Genomic DNA, 19,482 nt, shown 5'->3' on the forward strand with positions numbered 1-19,482 from the left:
TCCAGGGGAGACGTGAGGGGGGACACGGGAGAACACGGGGGTTGGACACGATGCCGGACCCTGCCCGCCGGCAGGTGCACGGCATCGTGCCACAGGAAGCCCCGCCGGTGAACGGCGGGGGCACGTTCCCGACGGTCCGTCAGCCCTGCTCCGCGCCCTCGCCGCCGCTCTGCCCGCCGGGGCCCGAGTAGTCGGCACCGTAGGCGCCGGGGGCCGGGCGGCGCCGGCGCCTTGGCGGCACCACGCCGTCGGCGAGCCGGCGGGCGGTGAGCAGGAAGCCGGTGTGCCCGATCATCCGGTGGTCGGGGCGGACGGCGAGGCCCTCGACGTGCCAGGTGCGGACCATGGTCTCCCAGGCGGTCGGCTCGTTGAACGCGCCGTGCTCGCGGATGGTCTCGACGGTGCGGGCGAGTTGGGTGGTGGTGGCGACGTAGGCGCAGAGGATGCCGCCGGGCACCAGCGCCTTGGCCACCGGGTCCAGGCACTCCCAGGGGGCGAGCATGTCCAGGATGACCCGGTCGACCTCGGTGTCGGAGAGGTGGTCCTGCAGGTCGCCGACCGTGACCCGCCAGGCGGGGTGCGGTCCCCCGAAGTAACGGGTGACGTTCTCCTGAGCGATCCTGGCGAAGTCCTCGCGGCGCTCGTAGGAGTGGAGCATGCCCTGGTCACCGATGGCGCGCAGCAGGAAGGTGCTCAGCGAGCCGGATCCCACACCGGCCTCGACGACCCGGGCACCGGGGAAGATGTCGGCCATGGCCAGGATCTGCCCCGCGTCCTTGGGGTAGACCACGGCCGCGCCGCGCGGCATGGACAGGACATAGTCGGGGAGCAGGGGGCGCAGCGCGAGATAGTCGACGTTCCCGGTGGTGCGCACGACCGAGCCCTCGGGGGCGCCGATCAGCTCGTCGTGGGGGAAGGCACCCTTGTGGGTGTGGAAGCTCTTCCCCGCTTCGAGCGTGAAGGTGTAGTGGCGTCCCTTGGGATCGGTCAGCTGGACCTGGTCCCCGACCTTGAAGGGCCCGCGCCTGCGGGCCGCACCGGTCGGTTCGGACATGCGGGCAAGCCTAGTACCTCGGGTGGCGGCGTCGTCGCCCGGGTGGTCGGGGCCGGCCGGCTCAGGAGCCGGCGGCGGGTGGGCGGGCCGGGAGGGCGGCGGGGCGGGCCATGGCGTCGATGAAGGCCCGCTCGACGTCGCTGGTGGACAGCACGCCGTAGATCTCGCCCGTCTCCTCGACCACCAGGTACTCGGTGGCCGGGGTGGCCCGCAGGTGGTCGAGCAGCCCCTCGCCGGTGAGCCCGGCCGGCACCCGCATGCCGTCGGTGAGGTCCTGGGCCAGGGTGCTGACCGGGACCCAGGGCCTGCGGTGCTGGGGGACGCCGGCGATGCCGGCCTCGCGGACCACGGAGACGGGGGCGCCCTGGCCGTCGACCACCACGAGGGCGCGGGCGCCGGCGTCGTTGGCCCGGCGCAGCGCCTCGGAGAGCGGCGTCTCGCCGGTCACGGGCACGGCTCGGCGGGTCAGGGTGCGGGCGTTGAGCCCGGGCAGCCGCTCGCGGAGCCTGGCCATCCGCAGGCTGTTGCCCGCCCCGGTCCAGATGATGGCGGCGAGGATCGCGGCGAGCAGCGCGTCGGTGAGCGTCTCGAGACCGGTGAACGAGTCGCGCTCGCCCGCCGAGCCGAGGTGGGTGGCGAGCGGGAAGCCGATCAGCACGGCGACGGCGAGCACCCGGCCCGTCCAGGCGGCGGCCACGGTGCCGGTCATCGGGGAGCCCGACACCTTCCAGACGACGGCGCGCAGCATGCGACCGCCGTCGAGCGGGAGGCCGGGGAGCAGGTTGAACGCGGCGACGATCAGGTTGGAGATCATCAGCCCGGCGAGCAGCACGCCGGGGACGGTGTCCGCGTCGACGACGAGCATGCCCAGGTAGAAGACGCCGGCGAGGACCAGCGAGAGCAGCGGGCCGACGCCGGCGAGCACGAACTCACGGCCCGGGGTCTGCGACTCCTTCTCGATCTCCGAGACGCCGCCGAAGAACTGGAGCTGGATCCGGCGGACCGGGAGGTCGAAGCGGATCGCGGCCACCGTGTGGGCGAGTTCGTGGACGAGCACGGAGGCGTAGAAGGCCACGGCGAAGAACAGTGAGACCAGGTAGCGGCCGTTGCCGAGCTCGGGCAGCACCCGGTCGAGCTGGTTGCCGAAGAACCAGGTGATCAGGGCGGCCACCAGGAACCAGCTGGGGGCCACGTAGACCGGAACGCCGTAGACCCTGCCCATCAGGAATCCGCCGCCGGCGCCCTCCGGACGTCGCGGTTCCCGACCGTCGGCCGGTCGGCCCTCGACGTGCGGTGTCCGGTCCGTATCCGAGTCTCCCACCAGTTCCCCTCGTTGTTTTGTGTCCTCGCACGCGACCGCCGCCGCCAGGTCGATCGGGCCGTCCGTACGGGCTCTGCTGTCGATGGTATGCCGCCCCGGTGTCAGTGACGCGCCGTAGGGTTCGCTCCATGCCGCCGAAGAATGGGTCCACCGCAACGCCTCCCAACTCACTGTCGCCGTCGAGAGCCGCGGATTTCATGCAGTGTCCCCTGCTGTACCGCTTCCGGGTGATCGACAAACTGCCCGAGGAGCCGAACGCGGCGGCCACTCGGGGCACGGTGGTGCACGCGGTGCTCGAGCGGGTCTTCGACATGCCGGCTGGGCAGCGGGTGGCGCCGAGGGCGAAGGCGCTGGTGGTGCGGGAGTGGGAGCGGCTGCTCGCCAAGCGGCCCGAGCTGGCCGGCCTGTTCCGCGCCGCCCAGGAAGGTGAGGGCGCGGAGGAGGCGGAGGCGGCCGAGGGGGCCGCGGCGGAAGCGGCGGACGAGCTGGACCGGGCGCGGCTCGCCACCTGGCTGGCGGAGGCCGAGGCGTTGGTGGAGCGCTGGTTCTCCCTGGAGGACCCGACGCGTCTCGAGCCGGCCGAGCGCGAGTTGTTCGTCGAAACCCGGCTGGAGTCGGGGCTGCGGCTGCGCGGGGTGATCGACCGGGTGGACGTGGCGCCGACCGGCGAGGTGCGGATCGTGGACTACAAGACGGGCAAGGCGCCTGGGCCGCGGTTCGAGAACGAGGCGCTGTTCCAGATGAAGTTCTACGCGCTGGTGCTGTGGCGGCTGCGGGGCACCGCGCCGCGCCGGCTCCAGCTGGTCTACCTGGGCAGCGGCGAGGTACTGACGTACGACCCCGACGAGTCCGATCTGCGGACCGTGGAGCGGAAGTTGCTGGCCCTGTGGGAGGCGATCAGGCTGGCGACGGAGTCGGGCGACTGGCGGCCCAACCGCACCAAGCTCTGCGGTTGGTGCGATCACCAGTCGCGCTGTCCGGAGTTCGGCGGCACTCCCCCGCCCTATCCGCTGATGATCCAGCCGGCGCTGCCGGTGGAGCTGCCAGGACAGGCCAGGCCGGGGGCGGACGAGCCGGTGCCGTGAGTGAGAATGGTGCCCCGGCGCGCCGCGCCGCCGGTCGCGCCCCAGGGCGCCGGCCGGATTCAGCCGACGATGGGTGCCCCATGCCGATCCGCGTTCTGCTGGTGGACGACCAGCCGCTGCTGCGCACCGGATTCCGGATGATCCTCGAGGCGGAGCCCGACGTGGCGGTCGTCGGCGAGGCCGGCGACGGGGTGCAGGCGCTGGAGCAGGTGCGGGCGCTGCAGCCGGACGTGGTGCTGATGGACATCCGGATGCCGCGGATGGACGGTGTGGAGGCGACGCGGCAGATCACCGGGCCGGCGAAGGACGGTCCTGCCAAGGTGTTGGTGCTGACCACCTTCGATCTCGACGAGTACGTGGTGGAGGCGCTGCGGGCGGGCGCGAGCGGCTTCCTGCTGAAGGACGCGCCGGCGGCCGAGCTGGTGCAGGCGATCCGGGTGGTGGCGGCCGGCGAGGCGATGCTCGCGCCGAGCGTGACGCGGCGGCTGCTCGACATGTACGCGGAGAAGCTGCCGTCCGGCGAGAATCCGGTGCCCAACGCGTTGAGCACGCTGACCGAGCGCGAGGTCGAGGTGCTGAAGCTGGTGGCGCGCGGTCTGTCGAACGCGGAGATCGCCGCCGACCTGTTCGTCAGCGAGACCACGGTGAAGACCCACGTGGGGCACGTGCTGACCAAGCTCGGGCTGCGCGACCGGGTGCAGGCGGCCGTCTACGCCTACGAGAGCGGCCTGGTGCGGCCTGGCCTCTGACCGGTCCGGCGGGGCCCGCGGACGGTCAGGAGCTCTTGCCGATCTCCCCGAAGCGGAAGACGGTCGAGGCGTCGAGCGACCACTGGAGGCCACCGACGCTCTCGGCGGCGACGGCGTACTGCCGGCCCTGCCAGATCGGGATCAGCGGCAGGTCCTCGGCGACGATGTCCTGGATCTCCTCGTAGTCCGGCACGGTCTCGGCCCGGTCGGGCTCCCGCTCGGTGCTCGGGATCAGCTCCCCGGTGATCCGCTCGTCCTGATAGCCGTTGTTCAGCACGTTGTCCTGGCCGAAGAAGGGCTCGACGAAGTTGTCGGGGTCCGGGTAGTCGGGCACCCAGCCGCGGACGTAGGCGCCGTAGGAGCCGTCGGCCACGCCGCGGGCGAACGTGTCGGCGTCGACGCTGCGCACGGTGGCGTCGAAGAGGCCGCTGGCGTCGAGTTGGGCGGCGAGGTGCTCGAAGGCGGCCTCGGTGTCGGGGCCGAAGCGCGTCGGGGTGACCCAGAGGGTCAGCTCGACGGGCTCGGTGATGCCCTCAGCGCGCAGCGCGGCCTCGGCGCGGCCGCGGTCGGGCTCGTCGCCGTAGGTATCGTAGAAGGCGGTGTTGTGGCCGGTGATGCCGGCGGGGACGACCGAGTACAGCGGTTCCACGGTGCGCTGGTAGACGTCCCTGGCGAGGGCGGTGCGGTCGACGAGCCAGGCGATGGCCTCGCGGACGCCCTGGCGGCCGGTCACCGGGTCGTCGACGTTGAAGACCAGGTACTGGGCCTCGGCGCTCGATCCGTCGACGACCTTGAGCCCGTCGCCCTGCCCGGAGCGCGCCGCGGCGCCGAGCTCGGCGATGTCGGTGGCGGCCAGCCCGCGGTAGGCGACGTCGACGCCGCCGTCCGCCACGGCGTCCCCGAGGGCGCCCTGGTCGCCGTGGAAGAACCGCAGGGTGAGCCCGGAGTTCCGCACCTCGGCCGGCCCCCGGTAGTCGTCGTTGACCCCGAAGACGGCCTCGTCCTCGCCGTAGCTCTCCAGGGTGTAGGCGCCGGAGCCGACCGCGCGGCCGTCGGTGCGGAGCGCGTCCGCCGGGTACTCGCGGTGGTTGACGATGGAGCCGGCGCCGGAGGCGATCTTCTGGGGGAAGGCGGCGTCCGGCCGGTTGAGGTGGAACGTGACGGTGTGCTCGTCCGGGGTGTCGATGCGCTCGATGGAGCTGAGCAGCACGGCGGGGCCGCCTGGATCGTTGATGCGCAGCGTGCGCTCGAAGGAGAAGCGCACGTCCTCCGCGGTGAGTTCGTCGCCGTTGCTGAAGGTGAGGTCGTCGCGGAGGGTGCAGGTGTAGCGCTGGCTGACGCGGTCGGTGAAGCCGCACTGCTCGGCGGCCTCGGGCTGCGGTTCCACGCCGCCTGGCGGGAAGCTGAGCAGGGACTGGAAGACGTTGTTGAAGACCAGCCAGGAGCCGGGGTCGTAGCCGCCGGCCGGGTCGGTGGCCAGCACGGCGTCGGTCATGCCGACCACGACGGGCTCGCCGGTGCCCGGGCCGTCGTCGGCGCCCAGGGCGCAGCCGCCGAGCAGACCGGTGAGGGCCACCGCGACCGTCGGGAGGACCGGCCGGGAAGCACGAATTCTCACGTCCGCCGCCCTCGTCCCCGTCTGCTCACAGACAGACCCTAACGTCACATCCGGATCCGCCGGGCCGAGGTGAGGAAGCTCACGGGCCGACCGGCGAGGGCTCGGGCCCGAGGCCGAACGGGTGCGGCGCCGGGGCGAGCGGTCCCGCGCCGGGCGGCGCGAGGGCCGGCAGGCGGCGCAGGAAGGCCAGGTCGACCTGTTCGAGGGAGCCGACCACGGTGCGGGTGGCGGCGGGCGGGATCGGGGCCACAGAGGGCACCGCGAGCACCCGGCAGCCGGCGGCCTCGGCGGAGGCCACGCCGGTGACGGTGTCCTCGACGGCGACGCAGTGGGTCGGGTCGACGCCGAGCCGGGCGGCGGCGGTCAGGTAGGGGTCGGGGTGCGGCTTGGTGCGCGGCACCTCGTCGCCGGCGACGGTCAGTGTGAAGTGCTCGGCGCCGAGCGAGCGCAGCATCCGGTCGATGACGGTGCGGTGGGAGGCCGAGACCAGCGCGGTGGGGATCCGGTGCGCGGTCAGCTCGGTGAGCAGCCGGCGGGCGCCCGGCATCAGCGGGACGCCTCCGTCGAGGCGGCGCAGGAAGGTCGCGTTGAGCAGGTCGCGCACCTCGTCGAGCGTGATGTCGGCGCCGGTGACCTCGATCAGGTATCCGGCGCTCCGGTTCATCGGGCCGCCGACCACGACCTGGCGGTGCTCGTCGGCCAGGGCGTGCCCGAGGGCGCCGAACACCTCCACCTCGGCGTCCCACCAGAAGCCCTCGGTGTCGACCAGGGTGCCGTCCATGTCGAACAGCACGGCGCCCGGGGTCGGGGCGAGGGCCGGTCCGGCGTCGACGACCTGGTAGGAAGACGTCATCCGCACACCTCCGCGTCGGGGTCCAAAGGGGCGGGAAGGCCGGCCGTCCACGGGGGACGACCGGCCTGTTCCGGACCGATCAGTCTACTGCGGCGGCGAAAATCCGACGACCGCAGGCGGCGGTCGTCGGATTTTTACGCCCGATCGGGTTAGCGGGCGTTGAAGTAGTTCGCTTCCGGGTGGTGCAGGATGAGCGCGTCGGTCGACTGTTCCGGGTCGAGCTGGAACTCCTCGGAGAGCGTGACGCCGATCCGCTGGGAGTCCAGGAGCTGGGCGATCTTGGCCCGGTCGGCGAGGTCGGGGCAGGCCGGGTAGCCGAGGGAGTAGCGGCAGCCCTGGTACTCGGTGCGGAACATCCCGTCGAGCTCGGCCGGGTCGCCGCCGGCGATGCCGAGCTCGCCGCGGACCCGGGCGTGCCAGTACTCGGCCAGGGCCTCGGCGAGCTGCACGGAGAGGCCGTGGAGCTCCAGGTAGTCGCGGTAGGAGTCGGCGGCGAACAGCTCGGCGGTGGCCTGGCTGACCCGCGGGCCGACGGTGACGGTCTGCAGCGCCACGACGTCGGTCTGGCCGCTCTCGGCCGGGCGGAAGAAGTCCGCCAGGCAGAGGTGCCGGCCGCGGCGCTGGCGGGGGAAGGTGAAGCGGGTGCGCTCCTTGCCGTCCTCGTCGAGGATGACCAGGTCGTCGCCCTCGGCGTGGCAGGGGAAGTAGCCGTAGACCACGGCGGCCTCGAGCAGCCCTTCGGTGTGCAGCCGGTCGAGCCAGCCGCGCAGCCGGGGGCGGCCCTCGCTCTCCACGAGCTCCGCGTAGTCGGGGCCGCCCTCGCGGGCCGCCTTGAGGCCCCACTGCCCCTTGAACAGGGCGCCCTCGTCCAGCCAGGCGGCGTAGTCCTTGAGCGGGATGCCCTTGACCACCCGGGTGCCGAGGAACGGCGCGGCGGGGATCGGCACGTCGGTGGCGGTGGCGGAGCGGGCCGGCGGCGCCGGCTCCTCGACCGCGAGCTCGGCGCGGGGGCGGGCGGCCACCCGCCGCTGCTTGAGCTCGGGGAGGGTGGCGCCCGGCACGCCGCGCTTGACGGCGACCAGGGCGTCCATCAGGCGCAGCCCCTCGAAGGCGTCCCTGGCGTAGCGGACCTCGCCCTCGTAGATCTCGTGGAGGTCCTGTTCGACGTAGGCCCTGGTCAGCGCGGCGCCGCCGAGGATCACCGGGTAGTCGGCCGCCATGCCGCGCCGGTTGAGCTCCTCCAGGTTCTCCTTCATGATCACCGTGGACTTCACGAGCAGCCCGGACATCCCGATGACGTCGGCGCGGTGCTCGGCGGCGGCGTCGAGGATGGCGCCGACCGGCTGCTTGATGCCCAGGTTGACGACGGTGTAGCCGTTGTTGGTGAGGATGATGTCGACGAGGTTCTTGCCGATGTCGTGGACGTCGCCGCGGACGGTGGCCAGCACGATGGTGCCCTTGCCGGCGTCCCCGGTCTTCTCCATGTGCGGCTCCAGGTGGGCGACCGCCTGCTTCATCACCTCGGCGGACTGGAGCACGAACGGCAGCTGCATCTGGCCGGAGCCGAACAGCTCGCCGACCACCTTCATGCCGGCGAGCAGCGTGTCGTTGACGATCTCCAGGGCGGGGCGCTCGGCCAGCGCGTCGTCCAGGTCGGCCTCCAGGCCCTTGCGTTCGCCGTCGATGATCCGGCGCTGCAGGCGCTCGTCGAGCGGCAGCGCGGCCAGTTCCTCGGCCTTGCCGGCCCGCATCGACTTGGCGTCCACGCCCTCGAAGAGCTGCAGGAAGTGCTGGAGGGGGTCGTAGCCCTCGCGCCGCCGGTCATGGATCAGGTCGAGGGCGACCTGGACGTGTTCGGGCTCGATCCTGGCGATCGGCAGGATCTTGGCGGCGTGCACGATCGCCGAGTCGAGGCCGGCCTTGACGCACTCGTCGAGGAAGACGGAGTTCAGCACGAGGCGGGCGGCCGGGTTGAGGCCGAAGGAGATGTTGGAGAGGCCGAGGGTGGTCTGCACGGCGGGATGCCGGCGCTTCAACTCCCGGATCGCCTCGATGGTGTTGACGCCGTCCTTCCTGGACTCCTCCTGCCCGGTGCAGATGGTGAAGGTGAGGCAGTCGATGATGATGTCGTGCTCGGCCACGCCCCAGTTGCCGGTGAGGTCGGCGATCAGCCGCTCGGCCACCGCCACCTTGTGCTCGGGGGTGCGCGCCTGGCCGGTCTCGTCGATGGTGAGCGCCATCAGCGCGGCGCCGTGCTCGGCGGCGAGCGCCGTGACGGTGGCGAAGCGCGAGTCGGGGCCGTCGCCGTCCTCGTAGTTGACGGAGTTGATCACCGCGCGCCCGCCGAGCTTCTCCAGGCCGGCGCGGAGCACGCCCGGCTCGGTGGAGTCCAGCACGATCGGCAGCGTGGAGGCGGTGGCGAGGCGGCCGGCCAGCTCGGCCATGTCGGCCACGCCGTCCCGGCCCACGTAGTCCACGCACAGGTCGAGCAGGTGGGCGCCCTCGCGGATCTGCTCGCGGGCCAGCTCCACGCAGTCGTCCCAGCGGGCCTCGAGCATGGCGGTGCGGAACTTCTTGGAGCCGTTGGCGTTGGTGCGCTCGCCGATGGCCAGGTAGGAGGCGTCCTGCTGGAACGGCACGGTCTGGTAGAGCGAGGAGGCGCCGGGCTCGGGGCGCGGGTCGCGGGTCGCGGGCGTGAGCCGTGCGACGCGCTCCACCACCTGCCGCAGGTGCTCGGGCGTGGTGCCGCAGCAGCCGCCGATCAGCGAGAGGCCGAAGTCGGCGATGAACCGCTCGTGCGCGTCGGCCAGTTCGGTGGGTGAGAGCGGGTAGCTCGCGCCGTCCTTGCCGAGCACGGGCAGGCCGGCGTTGGGCATGCAGGAGATCAGGACCCCGGCGTGCCTCGCCAGGTAGCGCAGGTGCTCGCTCATCTCGGCGGGACCGGTGGCGCAGTTGAGGCCGATCACGTCGATGCCGAGCGGTTCGAGGGCGGTCAGCGCGGCGCCGATCTCGGAGCCGAGCAGCATGGTGCCGGTGGTCTCGACGGTGACCTGCACCATCAGGGGCAGCGTGGCCCCGGTGGCGGTGAGGGCGCGCCGGGCGCCGAGCACGGCGGACTTGGTGCCGAGCAGGTCCTGGGACGTCTCGACGAGCAGGGCGTCGGCGCCGCCCTCGATCAGCCCCTCGGCGTTGCGCTGGTAGGCGTCCCTGAGGGGGGCGAAGGTGGTGTGCCCGAGCGTGGGCAGCTTGGTGCCTGGGCCCATCGAGCCGAGCACCCAGCGCTGGCGGCCGTCGGCCGCGGCGAACTCGTCGGCGACGCCGCGGGCGACGGCGGCGCCGGCGGCCGACAGCTCGTGGATCCGCTCCGGGATCTCGTACTCGCCGAGCGCGCTCAGGTTGGCGCCGAAGGTGTTGGTCTCGACGCAGTCGACGCCGGCCTCGAAGTAGGCGCGGTGCACGTTGCCGACGATGTCGGGGCGGGTGACGTTGAGGACCTCGTTACAGCCCTCGAGCTGTTCGAAGTCCTCGAGCGTGGGGTCCTGCGCCTGGAGCATGGTTCCCATGCCACCGTCGGCGACCACGATCCGGGAGGCCAGGGCCTCCCGGAGGGCGGTGGCCCGCTGGGACTGGGGGGCGGAGGCGGGACTGGACGCGGCACTGGACAAGGCCATGGGGAGGCTCCCGGAGATGCGACGGCTGTCGGCTATGCGCCCTTCCGGGGCCCTGCCCCGCGGCGGGCGCACCTGGTCAGGGTAACCGCCCGGCCGGTCGGGGCGGGGATCCGTTCCGGTCGTTGGACGGACTTAGACTCATTCCGCGGCACCGGGGGTATCGACATAACCCGCTCTCGTTCGACAATGCCGAACGAAGCCCGGCACGGGCAGGGTATGGAGCGAGGAGCAGGGAGGCGGCCTCATGGCACGGACCATCCAGTCGCTGGAGCGCGCGGCGGCCGTGCTGCGGTTGCTGGCCGGCGGAGAGCGCCGCCTCGGCCTGTCGGACATCGCCTCGGCCATAGGGCTCGCCAAGGCCACCACGCACGGGCTGCTGCGGACCCTCCAGCAGGAGGGCTTCGTCGAGCAGGACCCGGGCTCCGGCAGGTACCAGCTCGGCGCCGAGCTGCTGCGGCTCGGCAACAGCTACCTGGACGTGCACGAGCTGCGCGCCCGCGCGCTCGTGTGGACGGACGACCTGGCCAGGGCCAGCGGGGAGGCCGCGTACGTCGGTGTCCTGCACCAGCGCGGCGTGCTGATCGTGCACCACGTCTTCCGGCCGGACGAGAGCCGGCAGGTGCTGGAGGTGGGCGCCATGCAGCCGCTGCACAGCACGGCGCTCGGCAAGGTGATCGCGGCCTTCGACCCGGTGGCGCACAACGAGGTCATGGAGGACGAACTCACCCCGATCACCGAGCGCACGGTGACCGACCCCGAGACCCTCGCCCGGAACCTGGAGCAGGTGCGCGCCCGTGGCTGGGCGAGCGACGTCGGCGAGACCTGGGACGGGGTGGCGTCCGTCGCCGCGCCCATCGTGGACCGGCGGCGGATGCCGGTCGGGGCGGTGGGGATCACCGGCGCGGTGGAACGGATGCAGGTCGGTTCAGAGCTCGACCACCGGCTGGTGGCCGCCGTGCGGGACTGCGCCCGGTCCGTGTCGCGCGACCTCGGAGCCGGGCGCTTCTAGGACAATCCAGGCACCCTTGGGTTATCTGCCGCACAACCCCTTGACGGTGGCTTCTCCGGGGAGAAAACTGCCGTTCGATGGTCGACATTGTCGAACACTGGACGGTCGTCGGCCAGGAATCCCTGGACGAAGGACAAAGGAGTCACGGGTGTCCAGCTCCGACATCTTCTTCGGCGAGGTCATCGGGACCGCCACGCTGATCCTGCTCGGCACGGGCGTCGTCGCAGGCGTCGTGCTCAAGAAATCGAAGTCGTTCGACGCCGGCTGGGTCGCCATCAGCTTCGGCTGGGGCATCGGCGTGCTCTCCGGCGTCTACGTCTCGACCCAGCTCTCCGGCGCGCACCTGAACCCCGCCGTCACCCTCGGTATCGCCATCGACACCGGCGTGTGGCGCAACGTCGGCACCTATGTCGGCGGCCAGATGGTCGGCGCCATCATCGGCGCCACCCTCACCTGGATCGCCTACTACGGCCACTTCAAGGCCCACCTCGCGGACCACGAGATCGTCAGCGGCTCCCGGACCCCGGGCGCCAAGGCGTTCGACGACGTCCGCGAGACCGAGGAGCGGCGCGAGCCGGAGGCCGGGCAGCCAGGCCCCGTGCTCGGGGTCTTCGCCACCGCCCCCGAGATCCGCAACACCGTGCAGAACCTGGCCACCGAGATCATCGCCACGATGGTCCTGGTGCTCCTGGTGCTCGGCATCGGCCTCAACGACGGGCTGGCGGTCTCCGGCACCGGCGGGCTGATGGTCGCGCTGGTCGTCGTCGGCATCGGCCTCTCGCTCGGCGGACCGACCGGCTACGCCATCAACCCGGCCCGCGACCTGGGCCCCCGCATCGTCCACCAGCTGCTGCCGCTCCCCCACAAGGGCAGCTCCGACTGGAGCTACGCCTGGATCCCGGTGGTCGGCCCGCTCATCGGCGCCGCCGCGGCCGGCGGAATCCACAACGCACTGTTCTGAGGGCGCCCAGCCCGCCACCCCCGCCGATCCGCCGCCACCAGGAGCCGCCGCATGTCGGACACCCAAGAGACCTCCAACGCCCCACGCGAGTACATCGCCGCCATCGACCAGGGCACCACGTCCAGCCGCTGCATCGTCTTCGACAGGGACGGCCGGATCGTCTCCGTCGACCAGAAGGAGCACGAACAGATCTTCCCCAAGCCCGGCTGGGTCGAACACGACGCCGCCGAGATCTGGACCAACGTCCAGGAGGTGGTGGCGGGCGCCCTGGAGAAGGCCGGCATCACCCGCGAGCACGTCAAGGCCATCGGCATCACCAACCAGCGCGAGACCACGCTGCTGTGGGACCGGGCCACCGGCGAGCCGGTGCACAACGCCATCGTCTGGCAGGACACCCGCACCGACGCCCTCTGCCGCGAGCTGGGCCGGAACGTCGGCCAGGACCGGTTCCGCCGCGAGACCGGGCTCCCGCTCGCCTCGTACTTCGCCGGCCCCAAGATCCGCTGGCTGCTCGACAACGTCGAGGGCCTTCAGGAGCGCGCCGAACGCGGCGAGATCCTCTTCGGCACCATGGACTCCTGGGTCATCTGGAACCTCACCGGCGGCCCCGACGGCGGCGTGCACGTCACCGACGTCACCAACGCCTCCCGCACCCTGCTGATGAACCTGCGCACCCTCGACTGGGACCAGCGCATCGTCACCTCGATCGGCGTGCCGCCCGAGGTGCTCCCCGAGATCCGCTCCTCGGCCGAGGTCTACGGCACCGCCAAGGGCGGCGTGCTGGACGGCGTGCCGGTGGCCTCGGCGCTCGGCGACCAGCAGGCCGCGCTCTTCGGGCAGACCTGCTTCGCGGTGGGCGAGGGCAAGTCCACCTACGGCACCGGAACGTTCCTGCTGATGAACACCGGCACCGAGGCCATCAACTCCTACGCCGGGTTGATCACCACCGTCGGCTACCGGATCGGCGACCAGGCCCCGGTGTACGCGCTCGAGGGCTCCATCGCCATCACCGGCGCCCTGGTGCAGTGGATGCGCGACCAGATGGGCCTCATCAACAGCGCGGCCGAGATCGAGACCCTGGCCCGCTCCGTCGAGGACAACGGCGGCGCCTACTTCGTCCCCGCCTTCTCCGGGCTCTTCGCCCCCTACTGGCGGTCCGACGCCCGCGGCGTCATCTCCGGGCTCACCCGCTACGTCACCAAGGCACACATCGCCAGGGCCGTCCTGGAGGCCACCGCCTGGCAGACCCGCGAGATCGTCGACGCCATGAGGAAGGACTCCGGAATGGAGCTCACCACCCTCAAGGTGGACGGCGGGATGACCTCCAACAACCTGCTGATGCAGAACATCTCGGACTTCCTCGACGTGCCCGTGGTGCGCCCGATGGTCTCCGAGACCACCTGCCTCGGCGCCGCCTACGCCGCGGGCCTCGCGGTGGGGTTCTGGACCGACATCGAGGACCTGCGCCACAACTGGCGCCGGGCCGCCGAGTGGACCCCGGCGATGGACGCGGCCGAACGCGACCGCGAATACCAGTTCTGGCTCAAGGCCGTGCAGCGGACCATGGGCTGGCTAGACGAGGAGAGCTGACGATCATGAACACCCCGCAGCCGACCGCAGGTTCCCCCACCCCCGTCGGCCCCGCCGGCATAGCCGCGGCCGACCGGCGGGCCGAGACCAGGGACCGACTCGCCACGTCGACCTGGGACCTGCTCGTCGTCGGCGGCGGCATTCTGGGCACCTCGGTGGCCTGGCACGCCGCCCAGTCCGGGCTGCGGGTGGCGATGGTGGACGCCGGCGACTTCGCCGGCGCCACCTCGTCCGCCTCCTCCAAGCTGGTGCACGGCGGCCTGCGCTACCTGCAGACCGGCGCGGTCCGGCTGGTGGCCGAGAACCACCACGAGCGCCGGGTGCTGGCCCGCGACGTCGCGCCGCACCTGGTCAACCCGCTCACCTTCCACCTGCCCGTCTACCGGGGCGGCCCGCACGGCGCCGCCAAGCTGGGCGCCGGCGTCTTCGCCTACTCCGCGCTCTCGGCCTTCGGCGACGGCGTCGGCCGCGTCATCTCCCCCGCCCGCGCCGCCGCCCTCAACCCGGCGCTGCGCACCGAGAACCTGCGTGCCGTCGCCGTCTACGGCGACCACCAGATGAACGACTCCCGGATGGCCGTGATGACGGTGCGCGCCGCCGTCCAGTCCGGCGCCGCCGTCCTCAACCACGCCGAGGTCGTCGGGCTGCGCCAGGTGCACGGCCGGGTCACGGGCGCCGAGCTGCGCGACCGGCTCACCGGCGAGGAGTTCGACGTCTCGGCCCGCGTGGTGCTCAACGCCACCGGGCCCTGGGTGGACCACCTGCGCCGCCTGGAGAACCCGGGCGCGGCCCCCAGCATCCGGCTCTCCAAGGGCGCGCACGTGGTACTGCGCCGCTCCGCTCCGTGGCGGACCGCGCTGGCCACGCCGGTCGACAGGTACCGCATCACCTTCGCCCTCCCCTGGGAGGACCAGCTGCTGCTCGGCACGACCGACGAGCCGTACGAGGGCGACCCGGCCGACGTGCGCGCCACCGAGGCGGACATCCGGCAGATCCTGGACGAGGCCGCGTTCTCGGTCCGCGACGCGCAGCTCGACCGCTCCCTGCTGACCTACGCGTTCGCCGGCCTCCGGGTGCTGCCGGGCGGGCCAGGCGGCGTCGAGTCGGCCAGGCGCGAGACCGTGGTGACCGAGGGGCGCGGCGGCATGCTGTCGGTGGCCGGCGGCAAGTGGACCACCTACCGGCACATCGGCCGGATGGTACTGCGCAAGCTGGCCAGCCAGCCGACGGTGCCGCTCGGCGAGGACATGGAGCCGCTCTCCGGGCTGGTGCGCCGGGTGCCGCTGCCCGGCGTCGCCAACCCCAACGCGGTCGCGCACCGGCTGCTCGTGGACCGCGACCCCGGCGCCCGGATGGATCCGCTGACCGCCCGCCAACTCGCCACCCACTACGGCTCCCTGGCCTTCGAGATCGCCCGGCTGGTCCGCGAGGACCCGGCCCTCGGCGAGCGCGTCCACCCGGACGGACCCGAGATCTGGGCCCAGGTCGTCTACGCCAGGGACCACGAGTGGGCGGAGACCGTGGAGGACGTGGTCCGCCGGCGCACCACGTTGACCATCCGGGGTCTCGACACGCCCGAGGTGCGCGCCCGGGTGGCCACCGTGCTCGGTCTACCGACCGAGTGACCGAACCCGCGAACGCCGCTGACCCGCGCACATGCGTACGAGGACTCCGGTATGGGCACGGTCACGCCGTAGGCTGGGGCCGCACGCAACACAACGGCAGCCGGGCCGGGCACACCTCCCGCCCCGGCCGGGAGGAGGCGCTGGGTGATCGAGCTCGAAGGACTTCCCGAGCTGGTCGACCCGGTCATGGTGGCCGCGTTCGAGGGCTGGAACGATGCGGGTGACGCCGCCTCCGCAGCGGTCGCGCATCTGGAGCAGGAGTGGAAGGGCGAAGTGTTCGCGGCGCTCGACGCCGAGGACTACTACGACTTCCAGGTCAATCGGCCGCACATCTGGCTCGATGGCGGGGTGCGCCGCGTCACCTGGCCCACCACCCGGCTCTCCGTGGTCAGGATCGGCTCGGAGAACGGCCCGGTGAAGCGCCGCGACCTGGTGTTGGTCCGCGGCATCGAGCCCAGCATGCGGTGGCGTTCGTTCTGCAACGAGCTGCTCGGCTTCGCGCACGAGCTCGGCGTCGAGATGGTGGTGGTGCTCGGGGCGCTGCTCGGTGACACCCCGCACACCCGTCCGGTGCCGGTCACCAGCGTGACCTCGGACGAGGACCTGGCGGTCCGGCTGAACCTCGAGGAGTCCCGCTACGAGGGACCGACCGGCATCGTCGGCATCCTGCAGGAGGCGTGCACCCACGCCGGGGTGCCGGCGGTGACGCTGTGGGCCGCCGTGCCGCACTACGTGGCGCAGCCGCCCAACCCGAAGGCGTCGCTGGCGCTGCTGCACGCCCTGGAGGACCTGCTGGGCGTCGGGGTCCCGATGGGCGACCTGCCGGAGGACGCCAGGGCGTGGCAGATCGGCGTCGACCAGCTGGCGGCCGAGGACAGCGAGGTCGCCGAGTACGTCAAGTCGCTCGAGGAGGCCAGGGACACGGCGGAGCTGCCCGAGGCGTCGGGCGAGGCGATCGCCAAGGAGTTCGAGCGCTACCTGCGGCGCAGGGACGGCCAGTCGCCGCCCGGCGACACCGGCTCCTACCTGCGCGATCCCGGCAACCGCCGGCCCCGGACGCGGCGCCGGCCGACGGACGGCGAGCAGGGCCCGCCGGAGCCCGGCCCCGCCGACGGCGAGGACTGAGCGCGCCGACACGGACGCGCGGGCGCCGGCCGTGGGCCGGACGTCAGAGGGCCACGCCGAGCAGCGCGTCCACCGCGCGGGAGACGACCCCAGGACCGCCGGGATCGCCGCCCGCGCCCCGTTCCTGGGCCGCGGCCCAGCGGTCCACGGCGGCCAGCGCGGCCGGCGCGTCGAGATCGGTGGCCAGCGCCGCGCGCATCTCCTCGACCAGGCCCTCGGCCGGCGGCCCGTCCGGCCGGGAGACGGCGGCCCGCCAGCGGCCGAGCCGCTCCACGGCGGCGTCGAGCACCGCGTCCGTCCACTCCCAGTCGGACCGGTAGTGGTGGGCGAGCAGCGCGAGACGGATCGCCGCCGGGTCGACGCCGGCGGCGCGCAGCCGGGACACCAGCACAAGGTTGCCCCGGGACTTGGACATCTTCTCGCCCTGGTAACCGACCATCCCGGCGTGCGCGTAGCTGGCCGCGAACGGGTGCTCGCCGGTGAGCGCCTGGGCGTGCGAGGCGCCCATCTCGTGGTGCGGGAAGGCGAGGTCGGAGCCGCCGCCCTGGATGTCGAAGCCCATGCCGAGGTGTTCGAGCGCGATGGCCACGCACTCGATGTGCCAGCCGGGCCGGCCGGGGCCGAGCGAGGCGCCGTCCCAGGACGGCTCGCCCGGCCGGGCCGCGCGCCACAGCTGCGGGTCGAGCGGGTTCTTCTTGCCCGGCCGCTCCGGGTCGCCGCCGCGCTCGGCCGACAGGGCGCGCATGGCGTCCTGCGCCAGGTGGGCGACGCCGCCGAAGCGCGGGTCGGCGTCGACGGAGAAGTAGACGTCGCCCTCCAGGTCGTAGGCGGCGCCCTTGGCGCGCAGCCGCTCGACCAGCGGCACGATGGCCGGTATGGACTCCACGGCCCCCACGTAGTGCCGCGGCGGCAGGATCCGCAGGGCCGTCATGTCCTCGCGGAACAGGGTGGTTTCGCGTTCGGCGAGCGCCGTCCAGTCCTCGCCGGTGGCGGCGGCGCGCTCCAGCAGGGGGTCGTCGACGTCGGTGACGTTCTGGACGTAGTGCACCTGGCGCTTGGTGTCGAGCCACACCCGCTGGACGAGGTCGAAGGCCGTGTAGGTGGCGGCGTGGCCCATGTGGGTGGCGTCGTAGGGGGTGATGCCGCAGACGTAGAGCCGAGCGACGGGGCCGGGGGTCGGCGTCACCGGGCCGCCCGTGGCGGTGTCGTGAATCGTGAGATCACGCCCCTGACCGGGCAGAACGGGGACTTTGGAAGCAGGCCAGGCATACATGCCACGAGCCTAACCGGCCGCCCGCGCGGACACGACAGGGCCGTCCGCGGCCGGGGCGGCGGGGCGGGCTCGTCAGATCAGCGGCCAGGGGATGGCCGGCCACTCGCCGCCGGGCAACGGATGCCGACCGGAGCTCAGCAGCGCGGCCGTCCTGGCCCGCAGCGCCCGGCACTCGGCCTCGGTGATCAACGTCAGCAGCCGGGTGAACAGCGGCCGGCCGTCCGCGAGTTCGGCGTCGAGACCGGTGAGCGCGGTCAGCACGGCGGCGGGCAGCGGCTCGCCGGCCCAGCCCCACAGCAGGGTGCGCAGCTTGTCCTCGGTGTGGAAGGTGACGCCGTGGTCGATGCCGTAGAGCCGGCCGTCCGCGAGCGGCAGCAGATGGCCGCCCTTGCGGTCGCCGTTGTTGATCACCGCGTCCAGCGTGGCTATCCGACGCAGCCGCTCGTCGTCCACGTGGACCAGCAGGGCGCTGCGCCCCGCGTCCACCTCGGCGCGGCCCACGGCCTTCCAGCCGGGCTCGGGCAGCTCGGCCTCGATCAGCGCCAGCAGCGACTCGGGCCCGCCGGCGGCCGCCTCCTCGGGGTCCTCGGCGTCGTCACCGGATTCGGCGTCGGCGTCGTCCGGCACGGGGCCCACCCACAGCTGGCACATCCCGCCGCCCAGCGGGTCGTCCCGCAGCACGGTGGGCGGCACCACGTCCCAGCCGAGCGCCCTGGAGACCTCGTAGGCGGCGACCTCGCGCTGGGCCAGCGTGCCGTCGGGGAAGTCCCACAGCGGGCGTTCCCCGGCCACCGGCTTGAAGACGCAGGGCACCCGGCGCCCCGACAGCTCGGCCGTGGCGTAGAGCACGGCGTTGGAGGCCTCGGCGATCCGCCCGTGGATGGTCAACTCGCCGCGCTCCAACGCCTCGTCGACGGTCACGCCCGGCTGCGGCGGTATCCGTTCTGGCGCGGACATACGTGTCCTTCCGGATCGAGCGGCAGGCTGCACAGCGGGCACGGCGGGCGGCCGGCGTTGACGACCTCGAGGGCCCGCTTGGCGAAGGCGCGGGCCATGGTGCCGCTGAGCCGGACCCGCAGCATCGGCGGGCCGTTCTCGTCGTCGCGCAGCAGCCGCTCCTCGGCCTCCGCGAACTCCTCCTCGGAGTCGGCGTCGAGCTCCACCAGCGCCTGCGCCTCGACGATCATGCGCTCACTCTCGCTGTCCCAGGCGAGCGCCATGGTGCCGACGCGGAACTCCTCCTCCACCGGGCTCTCCAGCGGGCCGGTGTCGGAGAGCTCGGACGGGGAGACGGCCGGCACCGAGGTGTTGCCGCCCGACCGGCGCACGACCTCGTCGAGCAACTCGTCGATCCGCTCGGCCAACGCCTCGACCTGGGCCTTCTCCAGGGCGACACTGGTGGTTCGGCCCGCCGCCGTGGCCTGTAGGAAGAAGGTACGGCGGCCAGGCAGCCCGACGGTCCCCGCGACGAAGCGGTCGGGAGGGTCGTAGAGGAACACCTGACGGGACACGCACTGCTCCGGGGGGTCGACTCGGTTCCGACACAGG

The 19,482-nt window shown here is 72.8% G+C and carries 15 protein-coding genes; 7 read left to right on the plus strand and 8 right to left on the minus strand.

Annotated features, from left to right (window positions below):
* Positions 1–139: 139 nt before the first annotated feature.
* Together ACYVPE_RS05340 and ACYVPE_RS05345 are read right to left on the minus strand one after the other, a co-directional pair.
* Entirely contained in the window at positions 140–1,054 is a 915-nt protein-coding gene (locus tag ACYVPE_RS05340; protein WP_461032218.1) for a tRNA (adenine-N1)-methyltransferase, read from the minus strand.
* Positions 1,055–1,115: 61 nt separating this feature from the next.
* Positions 1,116–2,375, minus strand: a complete 1,260-nt coding sequence (locus tag ACYVPE_RS05345) for a site-2 protease family protein (protein ID WP_461032219.1) — start codon at positions 2,373–2,375, stop codon at positions 1,116–1,118.
* Between the two features lie 128 nt (positions 2,376–2,503).
* Here ACYVPE_RS05345 and ACYVPE_RS05350 point away from each other — a divergent pair, with 128 nt between their 5' ends.
* Together ACYVPE_RS05350 and ACYVPE_RS05355 are read left to right on the plus strand one after the other, a co-directional pair.
* Positions 2,504–3,460 (plus strand): RecB family exonuclease, encoded by a 957-nt coding sequence (locus tag ACYVPE_RS05350; RefSeq protein ID WP_461032220.1) that lies wholly within the window; start codon positions 2,504–2,506, stop codon positions 3,458–3,460.
* An 80-nt stretch (positions 3,461–3,540) separates the two neighbouring features.
* Entirely contained in the window at positions 3,541–4,209 is a 669-nt protein-coding gene (locus ACYVPE_RS05355) for a response regulator (RefSeq protein ID WP_461032221.1), read from the plus strand.
* Between the two features lie 25 nt (positions 4,210–4,234).
* On the opposite strand, the gene ACYVPE_RS05360 is transcribed toward ACYVPE_RS05355, so the two are convergent.
* From ACYVPE_RS05360 to metH, 3 genes are all read right to left on the minus strand, one after another.
* Entirely contained in the window at positions 4,235–5,827 is a 1,593-nt protein-coding gene (locus ACYVPE_RS05360; RefSeq protein WP_461032222.1) for an ABC transporter substrate-binding protein, read from the minus strand.
* Between the two features lie 79 nt (positions 5,828–5,906).
* On the minus strand, positions 5,907–6,680 hold the full coding sequence (locus ACYVPE_RS05365) for an HAD family hydrolase (RefSeq protein ID WP_461032223.1): 774 nt from the start codon (positions 6,678–6,680) through the stop codon (positions 5,907–5,909).
* 149 nt (positions 6,681–6,829) lie between these two features.
* Entirely contained in the window at positions 6,830–10,351 is a 3,522-nt protein-coding gene (gene metH, locus ACYVPE_RS05370) for a methionine synthase (protein WP_461032224.1), read from the minus strand.
* A 244-nt stretch (positions 10,352–10,595) separates the two neighbouring features.
* Between metH and ACYVPE_RS05375 the strand changes: the two genes are divergently transcribed.
* The 5 genes from ACYVPE_RS05375 to ACYVPE_RS05395 all read left to right on the plus strand — a co-directional run bounded on the left by ACYVPE_RS05375 (position 10,596) and on the right by ACYVPE_RS05395 (position 16,661).
* Positions 10,596–11,360 carry an IclR family transcriptional regulator gene (locus tag ACYVPE_RS05375; RefSeq protein WP_461032225.1) on the plus strand — a complete coding sequence of 255 codons (765 nt, stop codon included), beginning with the start codon at positions 10,596–10,598 and terminating at the stop codon, positions 11,358–11,360.
* Between the two features lie 148 nt (positions 11,361–11,508).
* Positions 11,509–12,321, plus strand: coding sequence for an MIP/aquaporin family protein (locus ACYVPE_RS05380; RefSeq protein WP_461032226.1), 813 nt, complete (start codon positions 11,509–11,511; stop codon positions 12,319–12,321).
* A gap of 51 nt (positions 12,322–12,372) precedes the next feature.
* Positions 12,373–13,911, plus strand: coding sequence for a glycerol kinase GlpK (gene glpK / locus ACYVPE_RS05385; RefSeq protein WP_461032227.1), 1,539 nt, complete (start codon positions 12,373–12,375; stop codon positions 13,909–13,911).
* A 5-nt stretch (positions 13,912–13,916) separates the two neighbouring features.
* Positions 13,917–15,536, plus strand: a complete 1,620-nt coding sequence (locus ACYVPE_RS05390; protein ID WP_461032228.1) for a glycerol-3-phosphate dehydrogenase/oxidase — start codon at positions 13,917–13,919, stop codon at positions 15,534–15,536.
* A gap of 144 nt (positions 15,537–15,680) precedes the next feature.
* Complete coding sequence (locus ACYVPE_RS05395) at positions 15,681–16,661, plus strand: PAC2 family protein (protein ID WP_461032229.1); 981 nt, start codon at positions 15,681–15,683, stop codon at positions 16,659–16,661.
* Between the two features lie 43 nt (positions 16,662–16,704).
* On the opposite strand, the gene mshC is transcribed toward ACYVPE_RS05395, so the two are convergent.
* From mshC to ACYVPE_RS05410, 3 genes are all read right to left on the minus strand, one after another.
* Complete coding sequence (mshC, locus tag ACYVPE_RS05400) at positions 16,705–17,934, minus strand: cysteine--1-D-myo-inosityl 2-amino-2-deoxy-alpha-D-glucopyranoside ligase (RefSeq protein ID WP_461032230.1); 1,230 nt, start codon at positions 17,932–17,934, stop codon at positions 16,705–16,707.
* Between the two features lie 72 nt (positions 17,935–18,006).
* Positions 18,007–18,891 carry an SCO1664 family protein gene (locus tag ACYVPE_RS05405; protein WP_461032231.1) on the minus strand — a complete coding sequence of 295 codons (885 nt, stop codon included), beginning with the start codon at positions 18,889–18,891 and terminating at the stop codon, positions 18,007–18,009.
* On the minus strand, positions 18,852–19,445 hold the full coding sequence (locus ACYVPE_RS05410; protein ID WP_461032232.1) for a DUF3090 domain-containing protein: 594 nt from the start codon (positions 19,443–19,445) through the stop codon (positions 18,852–18,854). Before ACYVPE_RS05410 ends, ACYVPE_RS05405 begins: the two co-directional genes overlap by 40 nt.
* Between the last annotated feature and the right edge of the window lie 37 nt (positions 19,446–19,482).

It is taken from the genome of Streptomyces mayteni, assembly GCF_054783955.1.

Excerpts from the sequence above, each read along its gene's own strand:
- ACYVPE_RS05355 (WP_461032221.1), top strand. The coding sequence starts at position 3,541 with ATGCCGATCCGCGTTCTGCTGGTGGACGACCAGCCGCTGCTGCGCACC.
- ACYVPE_RS05390 (WP_461032228.1), top strand. The coding sequence starts at position 13,917 with ATGAACACCCCGCAGCCGACCGCAGGTTCCCCCACCCCCGTCGGCCCC.
- glpK (WP_461032227.1), top strand. The coding sequence starts at position 12,373 with ATGTCGGACACCCAAGAGACCTCCAACGCCCCACGCGAGTACATCGCC.
- ACYVPE_RS05405 (WP_461032231.1), bottom strand. The coding sequence starts at position 18,891 with ATGTCCGCGCCAGAACGGATACCGCCGCAGCCGGGCGTGACCGTCGAC.
- ACYVPE_RS05365 (WP_461032223.1), bottom strand. The coding sequence starts at position 6,680 with ATGACGTCTTCCTACCAGGTCGTCGACGCCGGACCGGCCCTCGCCCCG.
- ACYVPE_RS05340 (WP_461032218.1), bottom strand. The coding sequence starts at position 1,054 with ATGTCCGAACCGACCGGTGCGGCCCGCAGGCGCGGGCCCTTCAAGGTC.
- metH (WP_461032224.1), bottom strand. The coding sequence starts at position 10,351 with ATGGCCTTGTCCAGTGCCGCGTCCAGTCCCGCCTCCGCCCCCCAGTCC.
- ACYVPE_RS05350 (WP_461032220.1), top strand. The coding sequence starts at position 2,504 with ATGCCGCCGAAGAATGGGTCCACCGCAACGCCTCCCAACTCACTGTCG.
- mshC (WP_461032230.1), bottom strand. The coding sequence starts at position 17,934 with ATGTATGCCTGGCCTGCTTCCAAAGTCCCCGTTCTGCCCGGTCAGGGG.
- ACYVPE_RS05375 (WP_461032225.1), top strand. The coding sequence starts at position 10,596 with ATGGCACGGACCATCCAGTCGCTGGAGCGCGCGGCGGCCGTGCTGCGG.